The sequence below is a fragment of the Roseibium sp. genome, from assembly GCF_965229775.1.
Lineage (GTDB): Bacteria > Pseudomonadota > Alphaproteobacteria > Rhizobiales > Stappiaceae > Roseibium.
Genome location: NZ_OZ245929.1, coordinates 5,546,546 through 5,568,940 on the forward strand (window position 1 = coordinate 5,546,546; position 22,395 = coordinate 5,568,940).

General features: G+C 59.8%; 19 protein-coding genes. 5 read left to right on the forward strand and 14 right to left on the reverse strand.

The window, feature by feature from the left end; all coding sequences use genetic code 11:
* Positions 1–7: 7 nt before the first annotated feature.
* Complete coding sequence (locus ACO07N_RS25325; RefSeq protein WP_421983657.1) at positions 8–352, reverse strand: antibiotic biosynthesis monooxygenase family protein; 345 nt, start codon at positions 350–352, stop codon at positions 8–10.
* The gene (locus ACO07N_RS25330; protein ID WP_421983658.1) at positions 349–681 is read right to left on the reverse strand and encodes an NIPSNAP family protein; all 333 of its coding nucleotides are present in this window, start codon (positions 679–681) and stop codon (positions 349–351) included. Before ACO07N_RS25330 ends, ACO07N_RS25325 begins: the two co-directional genes overlap by 4 nt.
* A 79-nt stretch (positions 682–760) precedes the next feature.
* On the opposite strand from ACO07N_RS25330, the gene ACO07N_RS25335 reads away from it, so the two are divergent.
* The gene (locus ACO07N_RS25335) at positions 761–1,465 is read left to right on the forward strand and encodes an ArsR/SmtB family transcription factor (protein ID WP_421983659.1); all 705 of its coding nucleotides are present in this window, start codon (positions 761–763) and stop codon (positions 1,463–1,465) included.
* 105 nt (positions 1,466–1,570) lie between these two features.
* Positions 1,571–2,212 (forward strand): LysE family translocator, encoded by a 642-nt coding sequence (locus tag ACO07N_RS25340; protein ID WP_421983660.1) that lies wholly within the window; start codon positions 1,571–1,573, stop codon positions 2,210–2,212.
* 133 nt (positions 2,213–2,345) lie between these two features.
* On the opposite strand, the gene ACO07N_RS25345 is transcribed toward ACO07N_RS25340, so the two are convergent.
* From ACO07N_RS25345 to ACO07N_RS25370, 6 genes are all read right to left on the reverse strand, one after another.
* On the reverse strand, positions 2,346–2,489 hold the full coding sequence (locus ACO07N_RS25345) for a hypothetical protein (RefSeq protein ID WP_421983661.1): 144 nt from the start codon (positions 2,487–2,489) through the stop codon (positions 2,346–2,348).
* A gap of 213 nt (positions 2,490–2,702) precedes the next feature.
* Entirely contained in the window at positions 2,703–6,431 is a 3,729-nt protein-coding gene (gene metH, locus ACO07N_RS25350) for a methionine synthase (protein WP_421983662.1), read from the reverse strand.
* Between the two features lie 195 nt (positions 6,432–6,626).
* Positions 6,627–7,538, reverse strand: a complete 912-nt coding sequence (gene metF, locus ACO07N_RS25355; RefSeq protein WP_421983663.1) for a methylenetetrahydrofolate reductase [NAD(P)H] — start codon at positions 7,536–7,538, stop codon at positions 6,627–6,629.
* Position 7,539: 1 nt separating this feature from the next.
* Positions 7,540–8,550 carry an ArsR/SmtB family transcription factor gene (locus tag ACO07N_RS25360; RefSeq protein WP_421983664.1) on the reverse strand — a complete coding sequence of 337 codons (1,011 nt, stop codon included), beginning with the start codon at positions 8,548–8,550 and terminating at the stop codon, positions 7,540–7,542.
* A 114-nt stretch (positions 8,551–8,664) separates the two neighbouring features.
* Positions 8,665–9,540: a LysR substrate-binding domain-containing protein gene (locus ACO07N_RS25365; protein WP_421983665.1), complete on the reverse strand. Its 876-nt coding sequence runs from the start codon at positions 9,538–9,540 to the stop codon at positions 8,665–8,667.
* 474 nt (positions 9,541–10,014) lie between these two features.
* Entirely contained in the window at positions 10,015–10,245 is a 231-nt protein-coding gene (locus tag ACO07N_RS25370) for a hypothetical protein (RefSeq protein WP_421983666.1), read from the reverse strand.
* 118 nt (positions 10,246–10,363) lie between these two features.
* On the opposite strand from ACO07N_RS25370, the gene ACO07N_RS25375 reads away from it, so the two are divergent.
* Positions 10,364–11,191 (forward strand): IS5 family transposase, encoded by an 828-nt coding sequence (locus ACO07N_RS25375; protein ID WP_421979445.1) that lies wholly within the window; start codon positions 10,364–10,366, stop codon positions 11,189–11,191.
* Positions 11,192–11,199: 8 nt separating this feature from the next.
* Here the strand turns inward: ACO07N_RS25375 and ACO07N_RS25380 are convergent, their stop codons facing one another.
* The 4 genes from ACO07N_RS25380 to ACO07N_RS25395 form a co-directional block, all read right to left on the reverse strand.
* The gene (locus ACO07N_RS25380; RefSeq protein WP_421983667.1) at positions 11,200–11,805 is read right to left on the reverse strand and encodes a hypothetical protein; all 606 of its coding nucleotides are present in this window, start codon (positions 11,803–11,805) and stop codon (positions 11,200–11,202) included.
* Positions 11,806–11,827: 22 nt separating this feature from the next.
* A complete protein-coding gene (locus ACO07N_RS25385; RefSeq protein WP_421983668.1) occupies positions 11,828–12,877 on the reverse strand; it encodes a hypothetical protein in 1,050 nt (349 codons plus the stop codon).
* Positions 12,878–13,253: 376 nt separating this feature from the next.
* A complete protein-coding gene (locus tag ACO07N_RS25390) occupies positions 13,254–15,584 on the reverse strand; it encodes a mechanosensitive ion channel domain-containing protein (RefSeq protein WP_421983669.1) in 2,331 nt (776 codons plus the stop codon).
* Between the two features lie 233 nt (positions 15,585–15,817).
* Positions 15,818–16,903 (reverse strand): DUF2336 domain-containing protein, encoded by a 1,086-nt coding sequence (locus ACO07N_RS25395; protein WP_421983670.1) that lies wholly within the window; start codon positions 16,901–16,903, stop codon positions 15,818–15,820.
* 511 nt (positions 16,904–17,414) lie between these two features.
* On the opposite strand from ACO07N_RS25395, the gene ACO07N_RS25400 reads away from it, so the two are divergent.
* Positions 17,415–17,651, forward strand: coding sequence for a hypothetical protein (locus tag ACO07N_RS25400; protein ID WP_421983671.1), 237 nt, complete (start codon positions 17,415–17,417; stop codon positions 17,649–17,651).
* A 113-nt stretch (positions 17,652–17,764) separates the two neighbouring features.
* Here the strand turns inward: ACO07N_RS25400 and ACO07N_RS25405 are convergent, their stop codons facing one another.
* Entirely contained in the window at positions 17,765–21,283 is a 3,519-nt protein-coding gene (locus tag ACO07N_RS25405) for an indolepyruvate ferredoxin oxidoreductase family protein (protein ID WP_421983672.1), read from the reverse strand.
* Between the two features lie 146 nt (positions 21,284–21,429).
* On the opposite strand from ACO07N_RS25405, the gene ACO07N_RS25410 reads away from it, so the two are divergent.
* Complete coding sequence (locus ACO07N_RS25410) at positions 21,430–21,909, forward strand: Lrp/AsnC family transcriptional regulator (protein ID WP_306146014.1); 480 nt, start codon at positions 21,430–21,432, stop codon at positions 21,907–21,909.
* A 63-nt stretch (positions 21,910–21,972) separates the two neighbouring features.
* On the opposite strand, the gene ACO07N_RS25415 is transcribed toward ACO07N_RS25410, so the two are convergent.
* A complete protein-coding gene (locus ACO07N_RS25415) occupies positions 21,973–22,254 on the reverse strand; it encodes a PepSY domain-containing protein (protein ID WP_421983673.1) in 282 nt (93 codons plus the stop codon).
* Between the last annotated feature and the right edge of the window lie 141 nt (positions 22,255–22,395).

Genomic DNA, 22,395 nt, shown 5'->3' on the forward strand with positions numbered 1-22,395 from the left:
GACAGCGTCAGCCGTGCAACGCGCGGCTGTCTTCCGGGGCTTCGTCACGATCCTCCATGCCATAGTCGCGCAGAACATGGGCAACACGCAGACGATAATCGCGGAAGTAGCTCGTCCGGCCAGCCTGCTGGGCCTGCCTGTGTCCTGTCAGCCTGCGCCACGCGTTGAGCGCGTCCTCGTCGCGGAAAAAGGAGATGGAAAGGAGTTTGTCCGGATCGGTCAGGCTCTGGAAGCGTTCCACCGACAGGAAACCGTCGATCTGTTCCACGAGAGGCCGCATCTTGGCGGCCATGTCCAGATAGTTCTGTTTCTTGTCGGCATGCGGAATCACTTCGAAAATGACGGCAATCATTCGGACCTGTCTCCTGTTCCATGCGGGGCGGACGCCAGTTTTAGAAAGGTGCGGTCTTCCCGCAAGATGAATTTTTCCTTTTGCGCAAACGCGTAGTTCATTTGTCCGAGAGGATCCGCCGCGAGCCGTTCCCGGTAGGCTTCGTAGGCCGCAAGACTATCGATGGAATAGACGCCGTAGGCCAGGGTCGTCGATCCTTCGTGAGGAGCAAAATACCCGACGAGATTGGCACCGCAGCGGGGAATCGCCTGCCCCCAGTTGCGCGCATATTCCTCAAACGCCGATCTTTTTGTCGGGTCGATATGATAGCGGATGAAACATGTGATCATGCTATTTTCCTTTCCGGTTGGCCTGTCAGGCGCTTTGTGCCATCTTTCGTGACATCGATGCTTCGACGGAGATCGAACAATGAAAGACGGACCGGACATTGCGCGTATAGGCTCCCTCATCGGAGACCCGGCGCGGGCCAACATCCTTGGCGCGCTCCTGAGCGGTAAGGCACTCACCGCCACCGAACTGGCGGGGGAAGCCGGGATTACCGGCCAGACCGCAAGTTCGCATTTGAAGAAGCTGGTCGAAGGCGGCCTGCTGGCACAGGCGAAGCAGGGCCGGCACCGGTATTACAAGCTCGCGGGCCCTGAGGTGGCCTCGGTCCTTGAAGCGGTCATGGGATTGGCGGCCCGCAAGGGACACCTGCGCGTGCGCACAGGGCCGAGGGATCCGGCCATGCGCGCGGCGCGCGTCTGCTACGATCACCTTGCCGGGGATATGGCCGTGCGCATTTTCGACAGCATGCAGGCCCGCGGGTTTCTGGAGGTCACCACAGACAAGGGCGGTCTTGGCCTGACGGAAAGCGGCGAGACATTCGTCTGCGACGCCGGGATCAACCTGACCGCCCTGAAAACCGCGCGCCGTCCGCTTTGCCGGGCGTGTCTCGACTGGAGTGAAAGACGGAACCACCTGGCCGGATCACTGGGTGCCGCGTTGCTGGATCGCTTTCAGCAAAACGGCTGGGTGCGCCGGGCGAGATCAGGGCGTACCGTCCACATCTCCCCGAAAGGCGAAGCGGAGTTGCGCCACCTGTTTCCCGTTGAAAGCCCCCTGCAAAGTTAGGAACGGCAACAGTCTGCCGGCATCGGCCATTGTTCGATCACGGCCGAAGCATAGGCCCCGAAGTTCCCACTATGCTGCACTGTCGCAACACCAAGGGGGCTCCGAATGGAACAGGTTTCAACATATTTGCCGGGAATTTTGCTCGCCTATTCGGCGTTCCTTCTCGGGATCATCAGTCCGGGGCCGAACATTCTTGCGGTCATGGGGACGTCGTTGAGTGCCGGGCGCAGGGAAGGTGTTGCCCTCGCCTCCGGTATCGCGTTCGGATCGCTGACCTGGGCAACGCTCACCGTTCTCGGGCTGTCGGCAGTGCTCGCCACTTACGCGTCCGCGCTCACAGCTATCAAGATCGCCGGTGGATGCTATCTGCTCTGGCTTGCCTACAAGTCGTTCAAGGCCGCAAGCACCGACAGCATCATTGCCGCGGATCAAGTGGAAGGAGAGCGGATCAGCCGGTCTGGCTATGCCCGGCGGGGATACGTCATACAGATGACCAATCCGAAGGCAGCCCTTGCCTGGATCGCCATCGTCTCGCTCGGCATGCAGCAGGAGGCACCGCTTTGGGTCGGCGCCGTCATCATCGCTGGAACATTCGCGTTATCGCTGCTCATCCACGTCTTGTATGCCATCCTCTTTTCCAGTCCCGCCGCGATCAGGACCTACTCAAAGGCCAGACGATCCATTCAGGCGGTACTCGGCTGCTTCTTTGCCTTCGCCGGAGCGAAACTGATCTTCAGCCGCTCCTGAACCTTCTGGCCGGATGACAAAAAACCCGGCATTCGCCGGGTTTTTTATAAGGTGGGCGGGCGCCAGGGGCAAAGCAGCGCCCGGGTTCCGAATTTGTCCTTTTTATTGGGGCCATTTCGGGATTGGCCCGGCTTCAGGAGACGCGCACCGGCTCCTGAAACTTCGGTGATGCTTCCCGCCAGGTACGGTACAGCCCGTTGGGTAACCAGGGAAGGCGGTCCCGATTAAAGTCCTGGCGGTGCTTTACCAGGATCGTCCTGGCTACGTGCACAGTCATTTTTTCTCCTTAAAGGGTTCTGCTTGTGTTCGAACCCATTTGATAGCTCCAATGTTAGCGCACTGTGTGCACATTTCAAGAGCGCACTGTGTGCATAATTCAAAAATATGAAAATAAAGCCCGTAAACCGCTCAATTCGTTCAACAAAAAAGTTTACCTCCTGTGGATGAACCACAGGAGGTTGAAAAGTTCCCAGCTGTTTTCGGCAGTCTTCTACTCTGCGGCGACCATGCGCGCCGGTTCGTAGTTGAGAATCGGCGCGAGCCAGCGTTCCGCAAGCGCAACGTCCCAACCCTTGCGGGCCGCGTAGTCCTCGACCTGGTCTCTCTCGATCTTGCCGACACCGAAATAGTGACTGTCGGCATGCGCGAAATAAAGACCGGATACGGACGAGCCCGGCAGCATCGCCCTGCTTTCGGTCAGCTGGATGCCGGTGAGGCGCTCGGCATCGAGAAGACGGAACAAGGTATCCTTTTCCGTATGGTCCGGCTGCGCCGGATAACCGGGAGCAGGACGAATGCCGTGGTACTTCTCCGCAATGATGTCGTCAGTGCTGAGGGTTTCATCGGCGGCGTACCCCCACAGATCCTTGCGAACGATCTCGTGCAGCTTTTCGGCAAACGCTTCGGCGAGCCGGTCTGCAAGCGCCTGGGACAGGATCTTGTTGTAGTCGTCGCTCTCCCGCGCGTAACGGGCGGCGAGTTCATCTTCACCATGGCCCGAGGTGACTGCAAACCCGCCGACCCAGTCCTGAACACCACTGTCCAGAGGCGCGACGAAATCGCTGAGCGCAACGTTCGCGCGCCCACCGGCACTGCGTGCCATCTGCTGGCGCAGCGTATGGAACGTGGCAAGTTCCCCGGTGCGGCTCTCGTCGGCGAAAAGACGAATGTCGTCCCCCACCGCGTTGGCCGGCCAGAGAGCGGCGACGCCGCGCGCGGTCAGCAGCTTCTTCTCGACAATCTCGTCCAGCATGCGCCGGGCATCGTCATAGAGTGCCTTCGCGGCCGGACCATATCTGTTGTCCGTCAGAACACCCGGGAACCGTCCCTTGATTTCCCATGTCGCGAAGAACGGCGTCCAGTCGATCACCGGCACCAGGTCCTCGAGCGGAAAATCGTCAAAAACCGTTTGACCCGGCTTTTTCGGGGCCACGGGCGGTTTGGCGGAAAAATCGCATTGGAACGCGTTTTCACGCGCTTTCACGATTGAGGTCCGCTGCTGGTTTCCACGGCTTGCGGCGTGCTTTTCCGCGATGTCGACATATTCGGCGCGCACATCGGCATAATAGGGTTCGCGTCCACCCTCGCTCATCAGCTTGGTGGCAACACCGACGGCGCGGCCTGCATCGGTCACGTAGATGGCCTGACCGCGCTCATAGTTCGGATGGATCTTCACCGCCGTGTGGATCTTGGAAGTCGTCGCCCCGCCGATCAGCAGCGGCAAATCCAGGTTCTCCCGCTCGAGTTCCGCCGCAACATGGCACATCTCGTCGAGAGACGGCGTGATCAGACCGCTCAGGCCGATCATGTCGACCTTTTCCGCTTTCGCGGTTTCCAGGATCTTCGCGGCCGGAACCATCACGCCGAGATCGATCACCTCGAAGTTGTTGCACTGGAGCACGACACCGACGATGTTCTTGCCGATGTCGTGGACGTCGCCCTTGACAGTCGCCATCAGGATCTTGCCGGCCGACGACTGACCCGTCAGCCCGAGTTCCTGCTTTTCCTTTTCCATGAAGGGCATCAGATAGGCGACAGCCTTCTTCATGACACGCGCCGACTTGACCACCTGCGGCAGGAACATCTGGCCGGACCCGAACAGGTCTCCCACCACGTTCATACCGTCCATCAGCGGCCCTTCGATCACGTGGAGCGGGCGGTCGAACGCCTGACGGGCCTCTTCCGTGTCCTCGACGACGAAATCGTCGATCCCGTGGACAAGTGCGTGCTCGAGACGCTTGGCAACGCCCCAGCCACGCCAAGTCAGGTCGGCTTCCTTCCTCTTGCCGCCCTCACCTTTCCAGCGTTCGGCGGCATCCAGCATTCGGTCGGTCGCATCGTCGCGCCGGTTCAGCACCACGTCTTCGCAATGCTCGCGCAGATCTGCGTCAAGGTCGTTGTAGACCGCGAGCTGACCGGCATTGACGATGGCCATGTCCATGCCGCGCTGAATGGCATGATAGAGGAAAACGGAGTGCATTGCCTCGCGCACCGCCTCGTTGCCGCGGAACGAGAAGGACAGGTTCGAGACGCCGCCCGATACATGCGCATGCGGCAGGTTCTCGCGTATCCATCCCGTCGCCTCGATGAAGTCGACGCCATAGTTGTTGTGCTCTTCGATGCCGGTTGCCACCGCAAAAATATTGGGATCGAAGATAATGTCTTCCGGCGGAAAGCCGACCTGTTCGGTCAGCACCTTGTAGGACCGTGCGCAGATTTCCGTCTTGCGCGCCTGCGTGTCCGCCTGCCCCGTCTCGTCGAACGCCATCACCACGACGGCTGCGCCATAGCGGCGGATCAGGCGCGCCTGTTCGATGAAGGCGTCCTCGCCCTCTTTCAGCGAAATGGAGTTGACCACGCCCTTGCCCTGGATGCACTTGAGGCCGGCCTCGATGACGCTCCACTTGGAGCTGTCGATCATGACGGGAACGCGGGCGATGTCCGGCTCGGCGGCAACCAGGTTGAGGAAGGTCACCATGGCCTCCTCGGAATCGAGCAGACCCTCATCCATGTTGACATCGATGATCTGGGCACCGTTTTCGACCTGTTGCCGGGCAACATCCAGCGCGGTTGCGTAGTCGCCTTCCTTGATCAGCCGGCGGAACCGGGCGGAGCCGGTGACATTGGTCCGCTCGCCGATGTTGACGAAATTGGTTTCCTTGGTCAGCACGAACGGTTCCAGGCCGGACAGCCGCATGTGCCGGTCGATCTCCGGGATCAGACGGGGCTTCTTGTCTGCAACCGCATCCGCGATGGCCTTGATATGGGCGGGCGTGGTGCCGCAGCAGCCGCCAACCACATTGACAAGACCGGCTGCGGCAAACTCCTCGATCAGGCCCGCCATGTGCTCCGGGCTCTCGTCATATTCACCGAATTCGTTGGGAAGGCCCGCATTCGGATAGGCGCACACAAGCGTATCGGCGACACGGCCGAGCTCGTCCACATGCGCCCGCATTTCCTTCGCGCCCAGCGCACAGTTGAGACCGACGGTGAGCGGTGCGGCGTGACGAACCGAATTCCAGAAGGCCTCCGGTGTCTGTCCGGAAAGTGTGCGGCCAGAAAGGTCGGTAATCGTTCCGGAAATCATCACCGGCAGGATCATGCCGGTTTCCTCGAACACTTCATCGATGGCAAACAGGGCCGCCTTCGCGTTGAGCGTATCGAAAATCGTCTCCACCAGAAGGATATCCGCGCCGCCTTTGATGAGACCGCGCACCGCGTCTGCGTAGGAGATCCTGAGGTCGTCGAACGACACCGCGCGATAGCCGGGATTGTTGACGTCCGGGGAAATCGACGCCGTCCGGTTGGTCGGGCCAAGCGCACCGGCAACGAAGCACTGGCGCGCCGGATCGGACTTCATGACCTGATCGCACGCTTCCCGTGCGAGCCGCGCACTTTCAAGGTTGAGCTCGTAGGCGAGCTCTTCCATGCCGTAGTCGGCCTGCGCGATCGTCGTCGAGGAAAACGTGTTGGTCTCGATGATGTCGGCCCCGGCGTTCAGATAGTCGACATGAATCTTCCGGATCGCGTCGGGCTGGGTCAGGCTCAGAAGATCGTTGTTGCCCTTCACGTCGCGCGGCCAATCAGCGAACCGCTCTCCGCGATAGCCTGCCTCGTCGAGTTTCAGGTCCTGGATTTCGGTCCCCATTGCGCCGTCAAGCACGAGAATACGGGTCTTGGCGAGGTCACGAAGGCGCTCGAAGGCGTCGGACTTGATCACGGGTTCTTCCTTCCAAAGGGTCCGGATTGGACCAGTCAGCGGCTTTTCTTCAAAAGCGCTTCAAAATTCACGTTGTTTGCAGCTGTCAGCCGGTGCTTCTCGGGACCGGCGCCCGGATGCGGCCGATGTTGCACGGCGGTTCCCGCCCCTCGTCCCCTCCCGGAAACCGGGTCGGGATCGAAGGGCTGTCACCGATCAGGCTGCCATGTTTTCCGGCGCGTCCTGTCCCATGCCGAGCATGTGGCAGATCGCGTAAGTCAGGTCGGCCCGGTTCATGGTGTAGAAATGGAAGTCGTTGATGCCACGGTCGACAAGGTTCATGACCTGTTCGCAGGCAATGGACACGCCGACCAGTTTGCGCGTTTCCGGGTCATTGTGCAGTCCGGCGAAGCGGCGCGCGAGCCATTGCGGAATGCTGGTGCCGCACTTGGCGGAGAAGACCATGGTCTGTTCGAAATTGTGGATCGGCAGAATGCCCGGCACGACCGGAATGTTGATCCCGGCGGCCGCGATCCGGTCGAGGTAGTCGTCGAACAGGTCGTTGTCGAAGAAATACTGCGTGATGATCCGGTCCGCTCCGGCATCCACCTTGCGTTTCAGATTGTCGATCTCGCTCTGCCAGCTGCCGCTTTCCGGGTGCTTTTCCGGATAGCCGGAGACCGAAATGTCGAAATCGGCGATCTTCTTGATGCCCGCAACCAGGTCCGACGCATAGGGGTAGCCGTTGTTGTGCGGCGTATAGCGCGTTCCGATTCCCTCCAGCGGATCGCCGCGCAGCGCAACCAGGTGACGAACGCCGAGGTTCCAGTAGTCCTGGACAATCTCGTCGACTTCCGTCCGGGAGGCCCCGACACAGGTCAGGTGCGCCGCCGGCAGCAGGTCGGTTTCGCTCAGGATCCGTTCAACCGTCTTGTGTGTCCGCTCGCGCGTGGAACCACCGGCGCCATAGGTCACCGAGACAAAGGACGGGTTGAGTGTTTCCAGACGCTTGACCGTACTCCAGAGCGTTTCGGCCATCTTGTCGGACTTGGGCGGAAAGAACTCGAAGGACGCCGTGATCGGCGTCGGGGCAGCCTGGTGGGAACGTCGGGCGGAAAAATCAGTCATGTCAGGCGACCTCTCGGGACGTGTCGCGCGCGGGCCAATCGGTGACGACGCGGCGATCACGGGCAAGCCAAAGCGTAACGGTAAGGTTGTTTTCGGTATCGTCTCCCGGAACGAGGTCGGTGACCTGCTCCAGATCAAGTTCCAGTTCTTCCAGCCAGCGCTCCATCTGGTCGTGGGCGAAGCCCAGCCGGCGGTGCGCGTGGTTTTCGCGCAGGAATTCAAGCGCATGGGGTGCAAAGTCCACGATCAGCAGACGCCCTCCGGGACGTAGCGCCCGGGTCGCTTCAGTGAGCGCACGTGCAGGCTCGTCCAGGAAGTGAAGGACCTGGTGGATTGCGACAACGTCAAAGGATCGGGGCGGAACGTTCAGCGCATAGACATCGCCATGGCGCACTTGCGCATTTGTCAGATTCGCCCGTGCGAGATTGGCGCGTGCCACGGCAAGCATGTCATGGGAGGCATCGATCCCCAGCGCCGAGCTGTACTGGTCCGAAAAAACCTCCAGCAGGCGGCCCGTGCCGGTTCCAAGATCGAGAAAGGACTGGAACGGTGTGTCGCCAAGTGCCGCGCGCATCGCAGCCTCGACATCATCCTCGGACACGTGGAGCGACCGTTCGCGGTCCCAGGTGAGCGCGCGTGCGGCGAAGTAGGACGCAGCTTCTTCGGCCTTCGCCTTGCGGATTGCCTTGAAGCGCTCCTGATCGGCGGCCAGCACCGGATCTTCCTTCGAAATACGTTCGACCAGGCCCCGGGCAAGTTGCCCCTCCGGGCCGTCCGCGAGGCGGTAATAGACCCACGCTCCCTCCGGGAACCTTTGTATGAGGTCGGCTTCGGCAAGAAGTTTCAGGTGCCTGGAAATGCGCGGCTGGCTCTGCCCGAGGATCGCCGTCGCGTCTTTCACGGTCAACTCGCTCTCAGCGAGCAACGCGATCAGGCGCAGCCGGGTCGCCTCCCCCACAGCACGAACGGCTGCGAGAGTGTCTTCCACGGAAAGGGTTGCATCGTCTGTCATTCGGTTGCTTCGCACCTTGCAGGCATCAATGTCAATATAAAGATATCTTTATATCATTCTGAACTCGGATGCAAGTCAGAGAACCAAATGCGACACGATTTTGTCGGTTTTCGACTAACTGGGCGGATATTCCTCATCCTTGAGCCAATCCAGGAACGCGCGCGGCAATTTGCGCGTCCGGCTCCGCTCGGGAAAAATCGCTCCAAATCCTCCGGGTATCTCGTAAAAGCCAAACGGAGCGATGAGGCGGCCGTCCACGAGTTCCTCTTCCACAAGCCGCTTTTCGACAAGTGCAACGCCGAATCCCGCAAGGGCAGCCTCGATGACAAGAAATGTGTGCGGGTAAGCCAGTGTGGAAACGGAGTTTACCGTCACACCGGTCCGCGCTGCGTACTCCCCCCAGACGTCACCGGGCAGTTCCTGGACACATCTGCACGGCGCGGTGATGCACCAGCCGTCCAGTTTGACGTCAAGCCCCGGAGCGTGGACGATGCCGAAAGCGACATCACCGAGGGCAACAATGTCGGTGCGACCCGCGAAGTCCCAGCGCAACCTGTCCCAGGTGAGGATCAGGTCGACTTCTGAGTCGGGAATACGAAACCTGCCCGTCATCTTGAAATTGACCTGGGCCTCGGGATGACGCTGGTAAAATCTGGACATGCGCGGCATCAGCCAGCGCATTGCGAATGTGGCGCTGATTCCGACGTCCAGAACCGGGCTGTCAGCTTTGGACACAAGATCCAGCCAGGCCGCTTCAAGCCCCTCAAGAGCGGGTGAGACTGCGGCGGCAAGCAACGCGCCTTCTTCAGTGGGGCGCACGCCTGCTCCCTGTTTCGTGAAAAGGGGCACGCCCGCCATTTCCGTCAGATGCGCGATCTGCTTGCTGACCGCACCATGCGTCCGGCCCAGTTCGTCCGCGGCTGCGCTCATGGAGCCCAGCCGGACCGTCGCCTCGAAAGCCGGAAGCGCGTTGAGTGGAGGCAGTTTCATCGTTCTCTCCGATGCCAAGCAGGTGGACCACCGGCCAGTGGCCAACAGGTAAGCTTGTGACCATTTCTCACACAATGAAGAAAATAACTCTTTCGACAAGACGCATTCGGAGCACCATAATGCGGCTCTATCGGAGATCAAGCAAGATTGGGAAAACGATGAAACCCGAGTGTAATCTTCGGAAATCAGCTCAGCACTCAACAACAGTGATCACACTCGAAAATACTCGCACACGTGGCAACAAATGTCGAAAAGCGGCACAAATTGTTCCGTTTTCTCACATTTTAAACTATTTGCACCTAGCCACAAACCTCTGGCAGGAATGGCGGTGCAGAAGGCAGTTTGCAAAGGAGAAGGCGCGGCTGATCGCTACGGAACCGGACAGCGTCTTTCTGGATCTCGGCATCTCGCGCCAGGAATTGCGATCCTGCACGTATACGCAGTTCGTTCGCAGACGGCGAAAGGCTTCGAACGTTATTCCGTTTGATCCAACGCCAGCATGTGGTCGAACTTACCATCCTGCACACACAGGGGAAGATCTTCTGGCTGGATGAGCTCCGTGCCGACAAGTTCGCGGTCATAGAGCTTCTGGATGTCGCTCGTGTCGACCGTCTGACCGTGAACGACGGACTCCAGCTTGGTCCTGAAGGCCTCAAGGCCACCCATCGACGAGAAGTGCCACCCCGCATCCGGTATGATCTTCACCGGCCGGCTGATGCCGCTGAGATTGTTGTTCCGTATCCTCAGAGACTGGCCCGAAATTAGTTGAGTGATCCCGGTCGCATGTGATTCCGTTTTTGCGCTAACAGAACGGAGCTTCGCCATGTGGACCGAGACCACCCGCGCCAACTATGACCGTCGCAGCTTGCGTTACGCAAGTGATCTCACGGACGAAGAATGGAGGTTCATCTGTCCCCATCTGCCAGCCCGACGAGATCGAGGTCGTCCGCGCACCACGTCGCTGCGGGAAGTCGTCAATGCCATTCTCTATCTGCTGCGCACAGGCTGTCCCTGGCGGTTTCTGCCTGCCGACTTCCCACCACGTTCCACAGTGCAGAGATACTTTTATGCGTGGCGTGACAATGCGTTATGGCCAGCGCTGAACCGGCGGCTGGTTGAGCGGCATCGCCAATCACAAGCGCGCAATGCTACTCCGACCGCCGGTGTCATTGACAGTCAGAGCGTCGCAACAATCCAAGTCGGCGGTCCTCGGGGACTTGATCCATTCAAACGCATCAAAGGTCGCAAGCGCCACATTGTCACTGATACGGACGGGCTTCTTTTGGACGTTCTGGTTCATCCCGCCAACGTCCAGGACGTCCACGGAGCGGTGCCATTGCTACGCAGCCTGCGGCAGACCTATCCCAACCTTGCTCATATCTTCGCCGATCGGGTCTACCGAGGGCCGAAGCTATTGAAAAAGATCGAGGATTGTGGACCGTGGACGATTGAGATCGTCGAACGGCCAACCGGGGTGAAAGGATTCGCGCTTCTGCCAAGACGATGGGTCATTGAGAGAACATTTGCCTGGTTTGGGCGACGGCGGCGTCTTGCAAAGGACTTTGAAGTCAAACAAGAAACACAGACCGCTTGGCTGTACATCGCTAGCATCGAACTCATCATCAGGCGCTTGGCAAAGGCTCAAGAATGAATTTCGAGTCAGACTCTCAGGAGAGGCTGCGCAAGGAAATCCGGAACGTAGGACTTCTTGGTCATGCGCGCCTTGGTCCGGCGAAGCTGCTGTGGCGTTGTCAGGTATTTTCTTTCGATCATGCGCGAACCGAGCAACCAGGTCTTGCCCGGCATGATCCGGTTCAGATGGTGCTTGTGAAGGCCCTGTTCGAACACCAGCAACCGGCCCCGGTATAGACGCTGCGACAGGACCCTCTCAAGCACAGATGCGCGAATGATCTCGTCGACATCCGACAGCAGGACCAGATCCTCCGGGCCGCTGCCTTCCAGCGCCTCGGCGATGCAGTTGCGCTGATAGTTTTCGCGCTCCCAGTCCTTCTTCCGCCGGTTCTTGTAGACCCCGAGTGCAGGCGGCAATTTATCCGGAAAGCGGACCTGAAGATCAACGATCTTGTCTTTCCATGCGGAAAACCGGTCCCTGTTTTCATCAAAGTAGTAGGGCTTGGGAGATCCGCGCTGGGTCTGATCCGCTTCAACCAGGACGAACCGGTCGACCAGATTGCCCATTTCCCGCAGCCGGATCTCCAGGAGGTCGAATTCATTGTGAAAGACAAAACAGTCGTAGAGCATCATCACCAAGTCATCCGGTCTTTACCTAGAGGCTTTTCCAGAGCCTGAATTTCGCCCTCAAGAGCTTTTCCTGCACCAGCCGCTTTGCCTTGAAGGTTTCCGGCAGGTGCAGGTCCTGCGCCGAATACGATCCCGACAGAAATGCGTTTTCAAAGCGCTTCATCACGGGTTCCGGCCTGTAGCACTCAACCGAGCTTCTGGCGAGGTCTCTGTCAGCCGGATCGGGAACATACTCGGTGAGAAGCCGCAGCAGGTCCCGCTTCGTGCGGTAGTTCCAGGTCCGCTCCGGTGTCAGGTGAACATGGTTCTGGTCCATGCCCCCGGCCCAGCTGAACACGGGCTTTCCGAAATGCATAAACTCGACGATGGCGAGCCCGAAGCTTTCACCGATCTTCTTGGCGTTGAGCCCGGCGTCACAACTGTTGATGAAGCGTGCTTTCCCGGACGGGCTGATGACGGGCGGCAGGAAAAACGCCCTGGGATGGTCCAGGAACTTTTCCGTGTTGACGAAAAGAAAGTGCAGGTTCGAACGCCGTTCGAGCGCCTCGGCAACGGCAGCCTGTGCAAAGGGAATGTTGAACTGGTCGAACCCGCCGTAGCGTCCGACCACGAACGCGTCCCTTGGTATGCCAAGATCAGGACGCAGATTTCCATCAGCCTCCGGCAGGCTGACAAGGTGCGGCACGGCCGGTGCCTGCCCGCCCGTCATCCATTCGGAAAGCCAGTCGGAAACATACGCATAGACATCCCCGTGCGGCTCAAAATGCCTGAAGACCGCATGCACGCCGGTCCGCTCCGCACTCAAGCCCAACAGCTGTTTGCGCCCGTCACGGATGAAATAGCAGAAGTCGAGTTTGTGCGGTTCGCTGAACCGGCGCTGGTCCCGGCCGCGCGGAAGCGGGATCAGCTGCAGCGTTTCCCGGTACTTTTCGACGACCGCCGCATCGCTGTGCGGTTCGCTGAAATACACCACGGCTTCATGGCCCAGAATATCCTGACAGCCTCGGGCATAGTCATAGAGCGCCACGCTCATCCCGCGCTCGTTTATGGCGCCCGCATGAAATCCAATCCGCATTCCGGTCCCGCTTCTCAAGTTGCGGGACCGATATCGGATTTAACAGGCAAGGTCCATGAATTTGCCGAACATAATGCGCAAGCCCCTTGAGATCGGCCGGAGCAGCACCCTAGGGTACGGACTCATAAATGAAGTCAATTTGGTTTGGATCGTTTTGACCAACTGCGAGGAGCGAAAGTGCAGGAAATGTGGTTTATTTTCAAGCCTTTCGCGACGTGGCAGATGGCCAAAACGGCCAAATCCGAAGGACGGCAAAATGGCTTCACCTCGCAACGTCACCGCGCTTGACCGGGCATAAAGCCCGCTCTGCGCACACTTCCTCGCGAGATTTTTGCCATTTCTGCCGCCAAATCGGCTTCATTTATGGGTCCGTACCCTAGAGCTGATCCGCGCTGCCGTCGCTGCCGCCCTCGTCCGGGTCGAAAATACCCGCCGCCCCTCCGGCAGCGGCCGCCTGGATCGCCGCCTTCACGGCAGCCTGTGCATCGGCCGGCGCAAGTTCGTCCTTTTCTCCATTCGCACCGCCGTCTCCGGCAACACGGACCGTGACCTGGCGATGAGCGAATTTGATGCCGTTCTGTTCAAAAATGTCACGCAGGCCGGCATAAACGATCTTGCGCAACTCGAACTGCTTGCCCGGTTTTGTCGTGAACTTCACGCGCGCGATCATCGCGCTGTCTTCCATCGACATGATGCCCTGGGACTTCAGCGGCGCCAGGAACATCGGTCCGTAATATTCGTCCTGCAGCAGCTCCTTGCCGAAATTCTTGATCAGCTTGCGCATCTTTTCGACATCGGTGTCGTAGGTGACCCGGAAGGCAAGTTTCATCACCGCCCAGTCTCTCGAGAAGTTCTCGACCTGCTGGATCTCGCCGAACGGTATCGTTGTCAGGGCGCCGCGGTGGTGCCGCAGCTGCATCGAGCGGATGGAGATCTTCTCGACCACGCCCTTCGCACTGCCGATATCGATGTATTCCCCTTTCCGGAAGGCATCGTCGAGCAGGTAGAATGCACCGGAGAAAATATCCCTGATCAGGGTCTGGGCACCGAAGCCGATCGCGAGACCGACGACACCGGCACCGGCGAACAAGGGGGCAATGTTCACCCCGAGTTCCGACAGCACCACCATTGCGCCAATGACAACTATGGTAATGAGCAGGAAGTTCCGGAAGATCGGCAGCAGCGTTGCGATCCGGCTTTCGCCCGCTCCGCCGACTTCGACCTCTTCGTCTTCTTCCGCCGGCGCCTCCTTCGCGATCTGGCGGTCGATGACGATCTTGACCGACTCGTAGGCCATGTAACCGAGGAAGGTGACCAGCAGCACTTCCACAAACGACCCGATCAGCGAACTGCTTCCTGCAAGCGGAAGGCCCCACCAGGATGCGAGCAGATCCACAGACCCGAAGAGAACGATGATCACCGCGCCCTTGTCGAAGAGATCGCGGAAGGGCGACCTCTGCGCCTCGCGCTCCGCGGCTTCGGCGCGTGCCTGCGCCAACACGCTTTCCGCGTCTTCCTGATGCCCTTCGCTTTCGTCCGTCCGCTGAATGTCCTCGGCAATTTTCGCCTGCGCGTCGGCGGTGTCGAGGCGCGGCAGCAGCAGCTTGTCGATGACCAGAACCAGGAGACCGTAGACGATTGCCGCCAGGAGCATCACCTGCAGCGGTGCGCCGACCAGCCCGGTCGCGTCAGGAAGGTCGAGCAGGATGCGGACTGCGGAAATGCCCCACGCGATGAGGAAATAGATCACGGCGACGAAATGCCAGACATTCGCTAGCACTTTCCGCCACATCGGGGCGTCGTTTTCCGCCTCTCCCCGGATCAGCCGGGCAATCACCTTCCGATAGGCGACGGAAATGCCGATCAGGATAATCATGGAAAGCGCCGACGCTGCGATCAGCGCGATTTTGTGGGCGTCCGGCGAAAGCCCGAGGCGCTCCATCCAGAGGCAGAAGCCGACCGCAAACAGGGAGACAGCACCGCCGACGACCAGGGACCTGTAGAGACTGCCGGCCTCCGCGCTCGTCAGGTGCAAAAGCCGGTGGCTGTCAGCGTCCGGCACAAGCACGTTGAGGAAGATGATGCGCAGAACCGCGAAGGCCGAGATGACGCTGAACACCACCAGCGCCGTCTGGTTGGCCGCCTCAAGCCCCGATCCGACCATGAGGTAGACAACGACCGCCACGCCGAAGAACAACGCCACACCGACGAGCATCAGCAAGGCACGCAGGTAGAGATAAATGATCTTGTCCGACCGGCTGTAGACATCCTCCCGGTACATGCCCATGAACTGGCGCCGGCCCCAGCGGGCCAGAAGCGTCATGGCAAGCACGCCGAAAATGACGCCTGCGGCGATATCGATCAGGGCCGTCGGTATCCAGCTCAACCCCAGGCCTTCGCCTTCGGCGCGCAAGGTGGAGAGCATCGTCTCGTGAATGTCGGGTATCTCTCCCAGGATTGTCCGGAACACGTCCCGCGCGGAAACCGCGTGATCGACGAACTCGTCGACGTTCTCCACCAGACCGGCCTCCTGTGCCTCGACAGGCGGCTCTTCGGAGGTCTTCTGTGCTCCGGCTTCGGCGGTATCTGCCGTATCCGTCCCGCCTTTGGTGTCGTCGCTGCCCGATGCGATACCCGTGACGACACCGGTTATCCCCTGAGCCTGCGCTGACGTCGCGCCTTGATGCAAGCCCGTGGAAAGGACCATCAGAGCAGCTGCAAGGCAAACCGCCGCGCGCATCATGATCAGCCGAAAAACACTCTGATGAAGTGGGATTTTGTTCTTTTGCATTTGAGCCCCATGCGAGTCGCGTTTAGTCCCCCGCCCCTGTTAAGCACGGTTCCGGCTGATTTTAAAGAATCGTTAAAACGCGCAGGGGATTTAGCGCAAAAAACCCGGCCGTTCCGCCGGGCTTTTCGTATTGCGGTCGGGAGCTGGTCTCAGGCGACGACCTTCTTGTCCCAATGCGCCATTTTCCGTTTGGCTTCGGAAACCGTCATGCGGCTGAACAGCGACATCGCGGCTACGCGCACTTCCGGCGTGAGCCGGTGCCGCCACGGACCGATGGACAACAGCCCGCTGACGGAAATGGACGAGAACCCGAAGCTCTTCGCCAGGACGATGAACGGTTCCGGATTGGGGCTCACCATGCAATGGCTGAGTTCCTCGACTTCGACACGCATCATGAACGCAAGCGTCGCCACCGCTTCCGCGAACCGGTCCTCGGAGCAGAAACGGCGCAACGCCGCTTCGTTCACCATCCCGCGCTTCGCAAGCAGCAGCACCCGCGACCTGGCTGTCTTGAAGTCGTATTTTCCAAGCCAATACTGGTTCGACATGTGCTGTGCGGCAATGTCGGCGGCCTCACCCACTCGTTCGGCTTCGGCACCGCGCCCGGCGTCGTGAAGCTTTTTGCGGACCTCTTCGCTGGCTATTGCAATCAGGTCGGCGATATGCGCCTCGGCAAGATCGCCGCGCTCACTGAGGAAATTCTGCAGTGTTGCGTCCGATGCGGCATCATTGATGAGAGACTTCATGGACGCATCCGACAGGCTGGCGCCATCGTTGCCGGCCACCTTGCGCTTTACCTTCAGATCGCCCTGCTGAACCAGTATGTCGGTGACGCCGACCGAAAGCACCTCGCGTTGTGCAATCGCGAGACAATGCGAGTTGCCGCGCTTCTCCGCAATCTTGATCAGGTCTTCGTCGTCGAGAACGGTCGAGCGGACAAGGATCGGTTCGGCGATCGAGATCTCGTCGTCCGCCAGGCGGCGGATCGTGTCGCGCGGCCCGCGCTTCAGGCCCGACATCTGCTCGGCCACATAGCGGCGAACTTCACCTTCCACCATATCCACCAGACGCAGCAGCACGCTGTCATATATTCCGACCTGTTCGTCGGAGCAGCGTTCCGATGTCAACGCAAACAGCGCGGCGACATGTTTGGCCAGTTCCGCCTTGCGGGCGTTTCCTGCTTCGCCAGTAAGCTCCGAAAAGTTCACCAGTTCTGTTTTCAACGCTTCACTCATGCTTCGATACCAATTCTTGCACAAACGCCTGTCAGGGCTCTGATATCGAAGATGATTTGGAGAATTAAAGAAGAAACCAACAGGTTTGAACAGAATGTAACTGTCTTTTTGACAAATTTACCGAAAATTCGATTTTCATTGCCCAAACCCCCCATAAATTATTGAAAAACATAAATCATCTGAATCTTTTCGATCAAATTTCACCCCATTTGAAAGAGGAAAAAAATTGTAAATTCGATCGAAAAAAAGATGCTGCATCTGCGAACACGAGACCGTTCTGTGAAAGTGCCTGCACACTTAAAATCCGTGAGAGCCCGGCACCTCCGCACTTTTGGCAATGGCTGCCGCTCACCGGCGAAGCAGTCGGGCAACCCGCCATTGTCAGGCCCGGAACAACCTGCTGGTTTCGGTATAAAAATGAATTTAAAAATATTTATCTTTTTTTATTGATTGGATCAAGACGCCCTCCTAGATTAAGAAAGAAATTTCTTTCTTAATCTAGGAGGGCCCGATGCCCAAAGTGAAACCCTTCCCGGCAGCGCACAGGGCCGGACACGCCGTGACAAGCGGGAACCTGCCTCTGGTCCTGCGGCTTTTGAGAAACTGGCTGGAAACCCGGCGGCAGCGGCGGTCCCTCAAGAAAATTCCGACGGAACTCCTGAAGGATGTGCTCCCTGACGGTGAAACGAGCACCCGAGAACAATTGCGCCGCGAACCGAAACGCGTCGATACCGGTCCCTGGTACTGACGGGCCTGCGCCGCAACCAGGACGGACTCTTCGCCTCCCTGCGCACCCCGGTCTTCGGGGCCGCTGCGGCGGGTGCGGGACGCCCCCGCCGGGACACGGAGTGAAATCCGCGCCTACTCCGCAGCCTCCAGAAATTCGCCTGCCGTGTCGCGGTGATCGTCACCGTCGCCGGTCTTGTTCAGCTGCTCCATGAGGACGCGCCGCTTGTCCATCGCCTTGTTCAGGTTGGCTTCCTTGACCGGACCGAACCCTTTGACAAGTTCCGGGACACGCGCAAGCTCCACCAGCAGTCCGTAGTTCACGAACGGCAGCCGGTTCAGGATTTCAGCAATGTCGGACCGGTACTGCGCGATCAGCGCCCGCTCAGCGCGCCTTTCCGCCGTTCTGCCGAACGGATCGTACCACCTGCCCCGCAGGCCCTTGAACCTGGCAAGGAGCCTGAACGCTTTGAAGATCCACGGGCCGAACGCAATCTTCTCAGGGCGTCCCGTCTTCGGGTCGATCCGGTTCGCCAGAAGCGGCGGCGCCAGGTGGACCTTGATCGCCTTCGGGTCTTCGAAGCGCTGGAGAACCTTCTTCCGGAAATCCGCATCCGAATAAAGGCGCGCGACCTCATATTCGTCCTTGTAGGCCATGACCTTGTAGAGCATGTCGGCGACCGTCTGTGTCAGCCGCATGGTGCCCGGGCCATTCTGCTCATCGGCGTTCCTGACGGCCTGAACGAGATCCCGATAGGATTGCGCATAGGCCGCATCCTGGTAAAGCGTGAGTTCGTTCTCGTGGAGCGCGATCTTTTCGTCGAGGCTGAGCGTCCTCGGGATCTCCTGCGACGGCAGCGCGCCCAGCAGCTTTTCCGGATCCGCCGCCAGCACCCGCCCGGCGCGGAAGGCCTTGACGTTGTTGGCAACCGCGGCCCCGTTCAGCTCGAGCGCGGTTTCGATCGCATATCCCGATACCGGCAATGCACCGCTCTGATAGGCCATGCCGACCAAAAGCATGTTGGCGAAGATAGCATCGCCAAGAAGCTTCTCGGCAATCTCCGCGGCATTCATTGCCAGGTAGGTGCCTGAGGCCTCCCGGAGCGCCTTGTCCATGCGTTGCTCGTCGAAGGACAGCGTCTGCTTGAGCACGAATTCCGCCGTGGGCGCAACCTTTGTGTTGGCGACCGTCAGCGTGTGTCCGCGCTGAGCCAGTGAGAGCTGGTCGGCGTTGGTTGCGACCACCAGATCGCTCGCGATCAGAAGATCGAGGCTCGCGGTCGGAACGCGCGGACCTTCGATCGACCGGTCGCTTGCGGCAAATCGCACGTGCGAGGTCACCGGCCCGCCCTTCTGGGCAAGCCCGGTCATGTCGAGCGTCGATGCCTGCTTGCCGTCCACATGGGCCGCCATGGCAAGGACGGCACTGATCGTTGTGACACCCATGCCGCCGATGCCGGCGACCAGTGCGTTCCGGGTGCGCTCAAGCGTCGGCAAGGCCGGTTCGGGCAACGCGTCGACCATTGCCTCGATGTCCACGTCCGCCTTTTTCGGCTTGCGAAGCGCCGCACCGTCGATCTCCACGAAAGATGGACAGAAACCCTTGATGCAGGAAAAGTCCTTGTTGCAGCTCGACTGGTTGATCACGCGCTTTTCGCCGAAAGGCGTCTGCAGCGGTTCGACGGAAAGGCAGTTCGACTGAACCGAGCAGTCGCCGCAGCCTTCGCAAACGCGGTCGTTGATGAAAAGGCGCTTGTCCGGGTCCGGGTAAAGGCCGCGTTTGCGCCGCCGCCGCTTTTCCGCGGCACAGGTCTGGTCATAGACGATGACGGAAACACCCTTGAACGACTGCAGGTCCTTCTGCACATCCATAAGTTCGTCGCGATGATGAATTTTGGTACCTGCGGCAACAGGCGTCCACGAGCCGTAGGCCTCCGGATTCTCGGAGACGACGGCGATCCGCTCGACACCTTCCGCCTCGAGCTGCCGCGTGATCTGCGGAACGGTGAGCTGACCGTCGACCTGCTGGCCGCCGGTCATGGCGACAGCATCATTGTAGAGGATCTTGTAGGTGATCGGCACTTTGGAAGCGAGCGCCTGCCGGATCGCCAGGATGCCGGAGTGGAAATAGGTTCCGTCGCCGACATTCGCAAAAACGTGGCTGTCACCGGAAAATGGCTGCTGCCCGACCCACAGAACGCCTTCGCCACCCATGGCGATCTGGCCTTCGGTGGTTCGTCCGGCCATTTCGGTCATGGCATGACAGCCGATCCCCGGCATCGAGCGGGAGCCTTCGGGTGTCTTTGTCGACGTGGAGTGCGGGCAGCCCGAGCAGAAATACGGGATGCGCGCGGCGCGCTCCGCGTGGCCCTGCGCCCACATGACCTGTTTGGTCATGCGGTTGGCGACCGCTCCCATTTCTTCCGAAACGACCTCCTGCGGCAGCCAGGCCATCAGCCCCTTGATCAGTTCGGCGACGGACAGCTCCAGAACGTCGGAGAGAAACGGCGCGCCGTCCGGGCGGCGCTTGCCCCAGATTTCGGGACGGCTCATTTCCGGCCAGTGATACGAGATCGCCTTGATCTGGGTTTCCATGAAGGCGCGCTTGTGCTCGACAACGAGGAGACGCTCTGTGCCGCGCGCAAAGTCGCGCAGCCCCAGCGGCTCCAGCGGCCAGGTCATCGCGACCTTGTAGACCGCAAGCCCGATCGATTTCGCAAACTCTTCGCTGACGCCCATCAGATTGAGCGCCTGCAGCAGGTCCCTGTAGGCCTTGCCGGATGCGACGATACCCAGTTTTGCCTGTCCCCTCGTGCCGAATGTCACCCGGTCGAGGCCATTGGTGCGCACATAATTCTGCGCCGCGGGGATCCTCAGGTCGCGCACCAGGCGCTCGGTCTCCAGCCGGTTGCCGAGAAGCAGGTCCCGGTTCTGGCGGTAGTCCTTGCGCGGATCGCCTTCCAGCGGACGCACAAGCCTCAGCCTGTCGGGAGAGACATTGATGGTGGCGGATGCGTCCATCGTGTCCGCAACGCAGATCAGCGCTGTCCAGAGGCTGGTGAAACGGGACATTTCAATCCCGTGGAGACCATAATCCAGGACATCCTGAATGTCGGACGGGTTGAGCACCGGGATCTCCGCGTGCTCGAAGAAAAACTCGCTCTGCGCGGGAAGAATGGAGGACTTGGCAAGATGGTCGTCGCCGGCAAGCGCAAGAACGCCGCCGTTGCGGTCGGTGCCGGAAGCGTTTGCCTGGCGCAATGCGTCCCCGGCGCGGTCGACGCCCGGCGCCTTTCCGTACCAGATGCCGAATACGCCGACATAGTCGGTCGGGCGGCCGACACCGCCCTCACCGCGCAGTTTCTGGCTGCCCCAGACGGCCGTTGCGCCAAGTTCCTCGTTGACCCCGGGTTTGAACACCACGTTGCACCTGTCGAGATGACGGCGCGCGCGCATCAGTTCCGTGTCATATCCGGCAAGGGGAGAACCGCGGTATCCCGAGATGAAACCACCCGATTTCAGACCGGCCTGACGATCCAGTTCGGCGCGTTCGAGTGCAAGCCGCACGAGCGCCTGAATGCCGGTCAGGTAGACCTGTCCATCCGTTGCGACATACTTGTCCTCCAGCGACACGGTGGGCATATGAACGTTCATCCAGCGTCCTCCTGAAACGTCAATCCGGGCGGCAGCGCCTGTCCGCGCGCCATCTATAGATAAATATCATCCTTTTCGCGGGCGATTTCTGTGCTATCGTTACGCTTCCAATCCCTCAGAGCGCACAAAATTTCCTCTAATCTGCAATGACCGATAAAAATCTTCTCGACCCTTCCGACATCCGCGTCCTGCGAGTCCTGCAACGGGACGCATCCCTTTCGATAGCCGAGGTTGCCAAGGAGGCAGGCATGAGCCAGACGCCCTGCTGGCGGCGGATCAAGCGCCTCAAGGAACAGGGAATCATCCGGCAGATCACGGCGATCGTGGACCGGGAATCGGTGGGGCTGGGGTTCGTGGCGTATTCGTTCGTCAAGCTTGCCGTGCCCAGCCGCGACAACATGGACACGTTCGACAAACTCGTGCATCACTGGCCCGAAGTCGTGACCTGCGAGCGCATCACCGGTGCGGTCGACTACCTCATCAAGGTGGTCACGGACGACATCAAGACCTATGACAATTTCCTGCGCCTGAAACTGCTCGACAACACGCTGGTTTCGGACGTTCAGTCGCGCATTGTGGTGAACACGGTCAAGGACACGGTCGCGCTGCCGCTCAGGGAAAACTGACGCTTTTTAAGGCTCATCGACCGGAGTCCGGCCAACAAGGCAACGGATGCCGTCATGACGGCTTCAGTCCAGTTCGACCTTGATCACCTGACCGGATTGCGGGTCCACCTTGATCTCGTACTTGGATCCTTCAAGGACCGCCTCGATCTCGATCCGGTTCCGCTCAACGTCGATTTCCCGGATTTCGTAGCCGCCTGCTTCCAGCGAACCGGCAATCTCGGAAACGGAGTGGCCGAGAGTATCTCCCACCTCGAACTGGGCGAAGGCAGCCGAACAGGCTCCAATGGCCATTGCAGCGGCGAGCAACCCGGTTTTCGTCACGCCTGGTGTTTTAAAATGGATCATGAGCGATCTCCTCACTGGTGCCGGCACCGTGCCGGCCTGCAGCCTCAAGATGGGGATCTCCCACGCAGACACTAATTAAAGATAGTCCATGAAAGTCGGGCACTTCCGACCGGATCGACAGGGTTGACGGCGCATCCTCAT

Excerpts from the sequence above, each read along its gene's own strand:
- ACO07N_RS25340 (WP_421983660.1), top strand. The coding sequence starts at position 1,571 with ATGGAACAGGTTTCAACATATTTGCCGGGAATTTTGCTCGCCTATTCG.
- ACO07N_RS25410 (WP_306146014.1), top strand. The coding sequence starts at position 21,430 with ATGACCGATAAAAATCTTCTCGACCCTTCCGACATCCGCGTCCTGCGA.
- metF (WP_421983663.1), bottom strand. The coding sequence starts at position 7,538 with ATGACTGATTTTTCCGCCCGACGTTCCCACCAGGCTGCCCCGACGCCG.
- ACO07N_RS25395 (WP_421983670.1), bottom strand. The coding sequence starts at position 16,903 with ATGAGTGAAGCGTTGAAAACAGAACTGGTGAACTTTTCGGAGCTTACT.
- ACO07N_RS25380 (WP_421983667.1), bottom strand. The coding sequence starts at position 11,805 with ATGATGCTCTACGACTGTTTTGTCTTTCACAATGAATTCGACCTCCTG.
- ACO07N_RS25345 (WP_421983661.1), bottom strand. The coding sequence starts at position 2,489 with ATGACTGTGCACGTAGCCAGGACGATCCTGGTAAAGCACCGCCAGGAC.
- ACO07N_RS25385 (WP_421983668.1), bottom strand. The coding sequence starts at position 12,877 with ATGCGGATTGGATTTCATGCGGGCGCCATAAACGAGCGCGGGATGAGC.
- ACO07N_RS25365 (WP_421983665.1), bottom strand. The coding sequence starts at position 9,540 with ATGAAACTGCCTCCACTCAACGCGCTTCCGGCTTTCGAGGCGACGGTC.
- ACO07N_RS25415 (WP_421983673.1), bottom strand. The coding sequence starts at position 22,254 with ATGATCCATTTTAAAACACCAGGCGTGACGAAAACCGGGTTGCTCGCC.
- ACO07N_RS25405 (WP_421983672.1), bottom strand. The coding sequence starts at position 21,283 with ATGAACGTTCATATGCCCACCGTGTCGCTGGAGGACAAGTATGTCGCA.
- ACO07N_RS25335 (WP_421983659.1), top strand. The coding sequence starts at position 761 with ATGAAAGACGGACCGGACATTGCGCGTATAGGCTCCCTCATCGGAGAC.
- ACO07N_RS25390 (WP_421983669.1), bottom strand. The coding sequence starts at position 15,584 with ATGGTCCTTTCCACGGGCTTGCATCAAGGCGCGACGTCAGCGCAGGCT.
- ACO07N_RS25360 (WP_421983664.1), bottom strand. The coding sequence starts at position 8,550 with ATGACAGACGATGCAACCCTTTCCGTGGAAGACACTCTCGCAGCCGTT.
- ACO07N_RS25330 (WP_421983658.1), bottom strand. The coding sequence starts at position 681 with ATGATCACATGTTTCATCCGCTATCATATCGACCCGACAAAAAGATCG.
- ACO07N_RS25400 (WP_421983671.1), top strand. The coding sequence starts at position 17,415 with ATGCCCAAAGTGAAACCCTTCCCGGCAGCGCACAGGGCCGGACACGCC.
- ACO07N_RS25375 (WP_421979445.1), top strand. The coding sequence starts at position 10,364 with ATGTGGACCGAGACCACCCGCGCCAACTATGACCGTCGCAGCTTGCGT.
- ACO07N_RS25325 (WP_421983657.1), bottom strand. The coding sequence starts at position 352 with ATGATTGCCGTCATTTTCGAAGTGATTCCGCATGCCGACAAGAAACAG.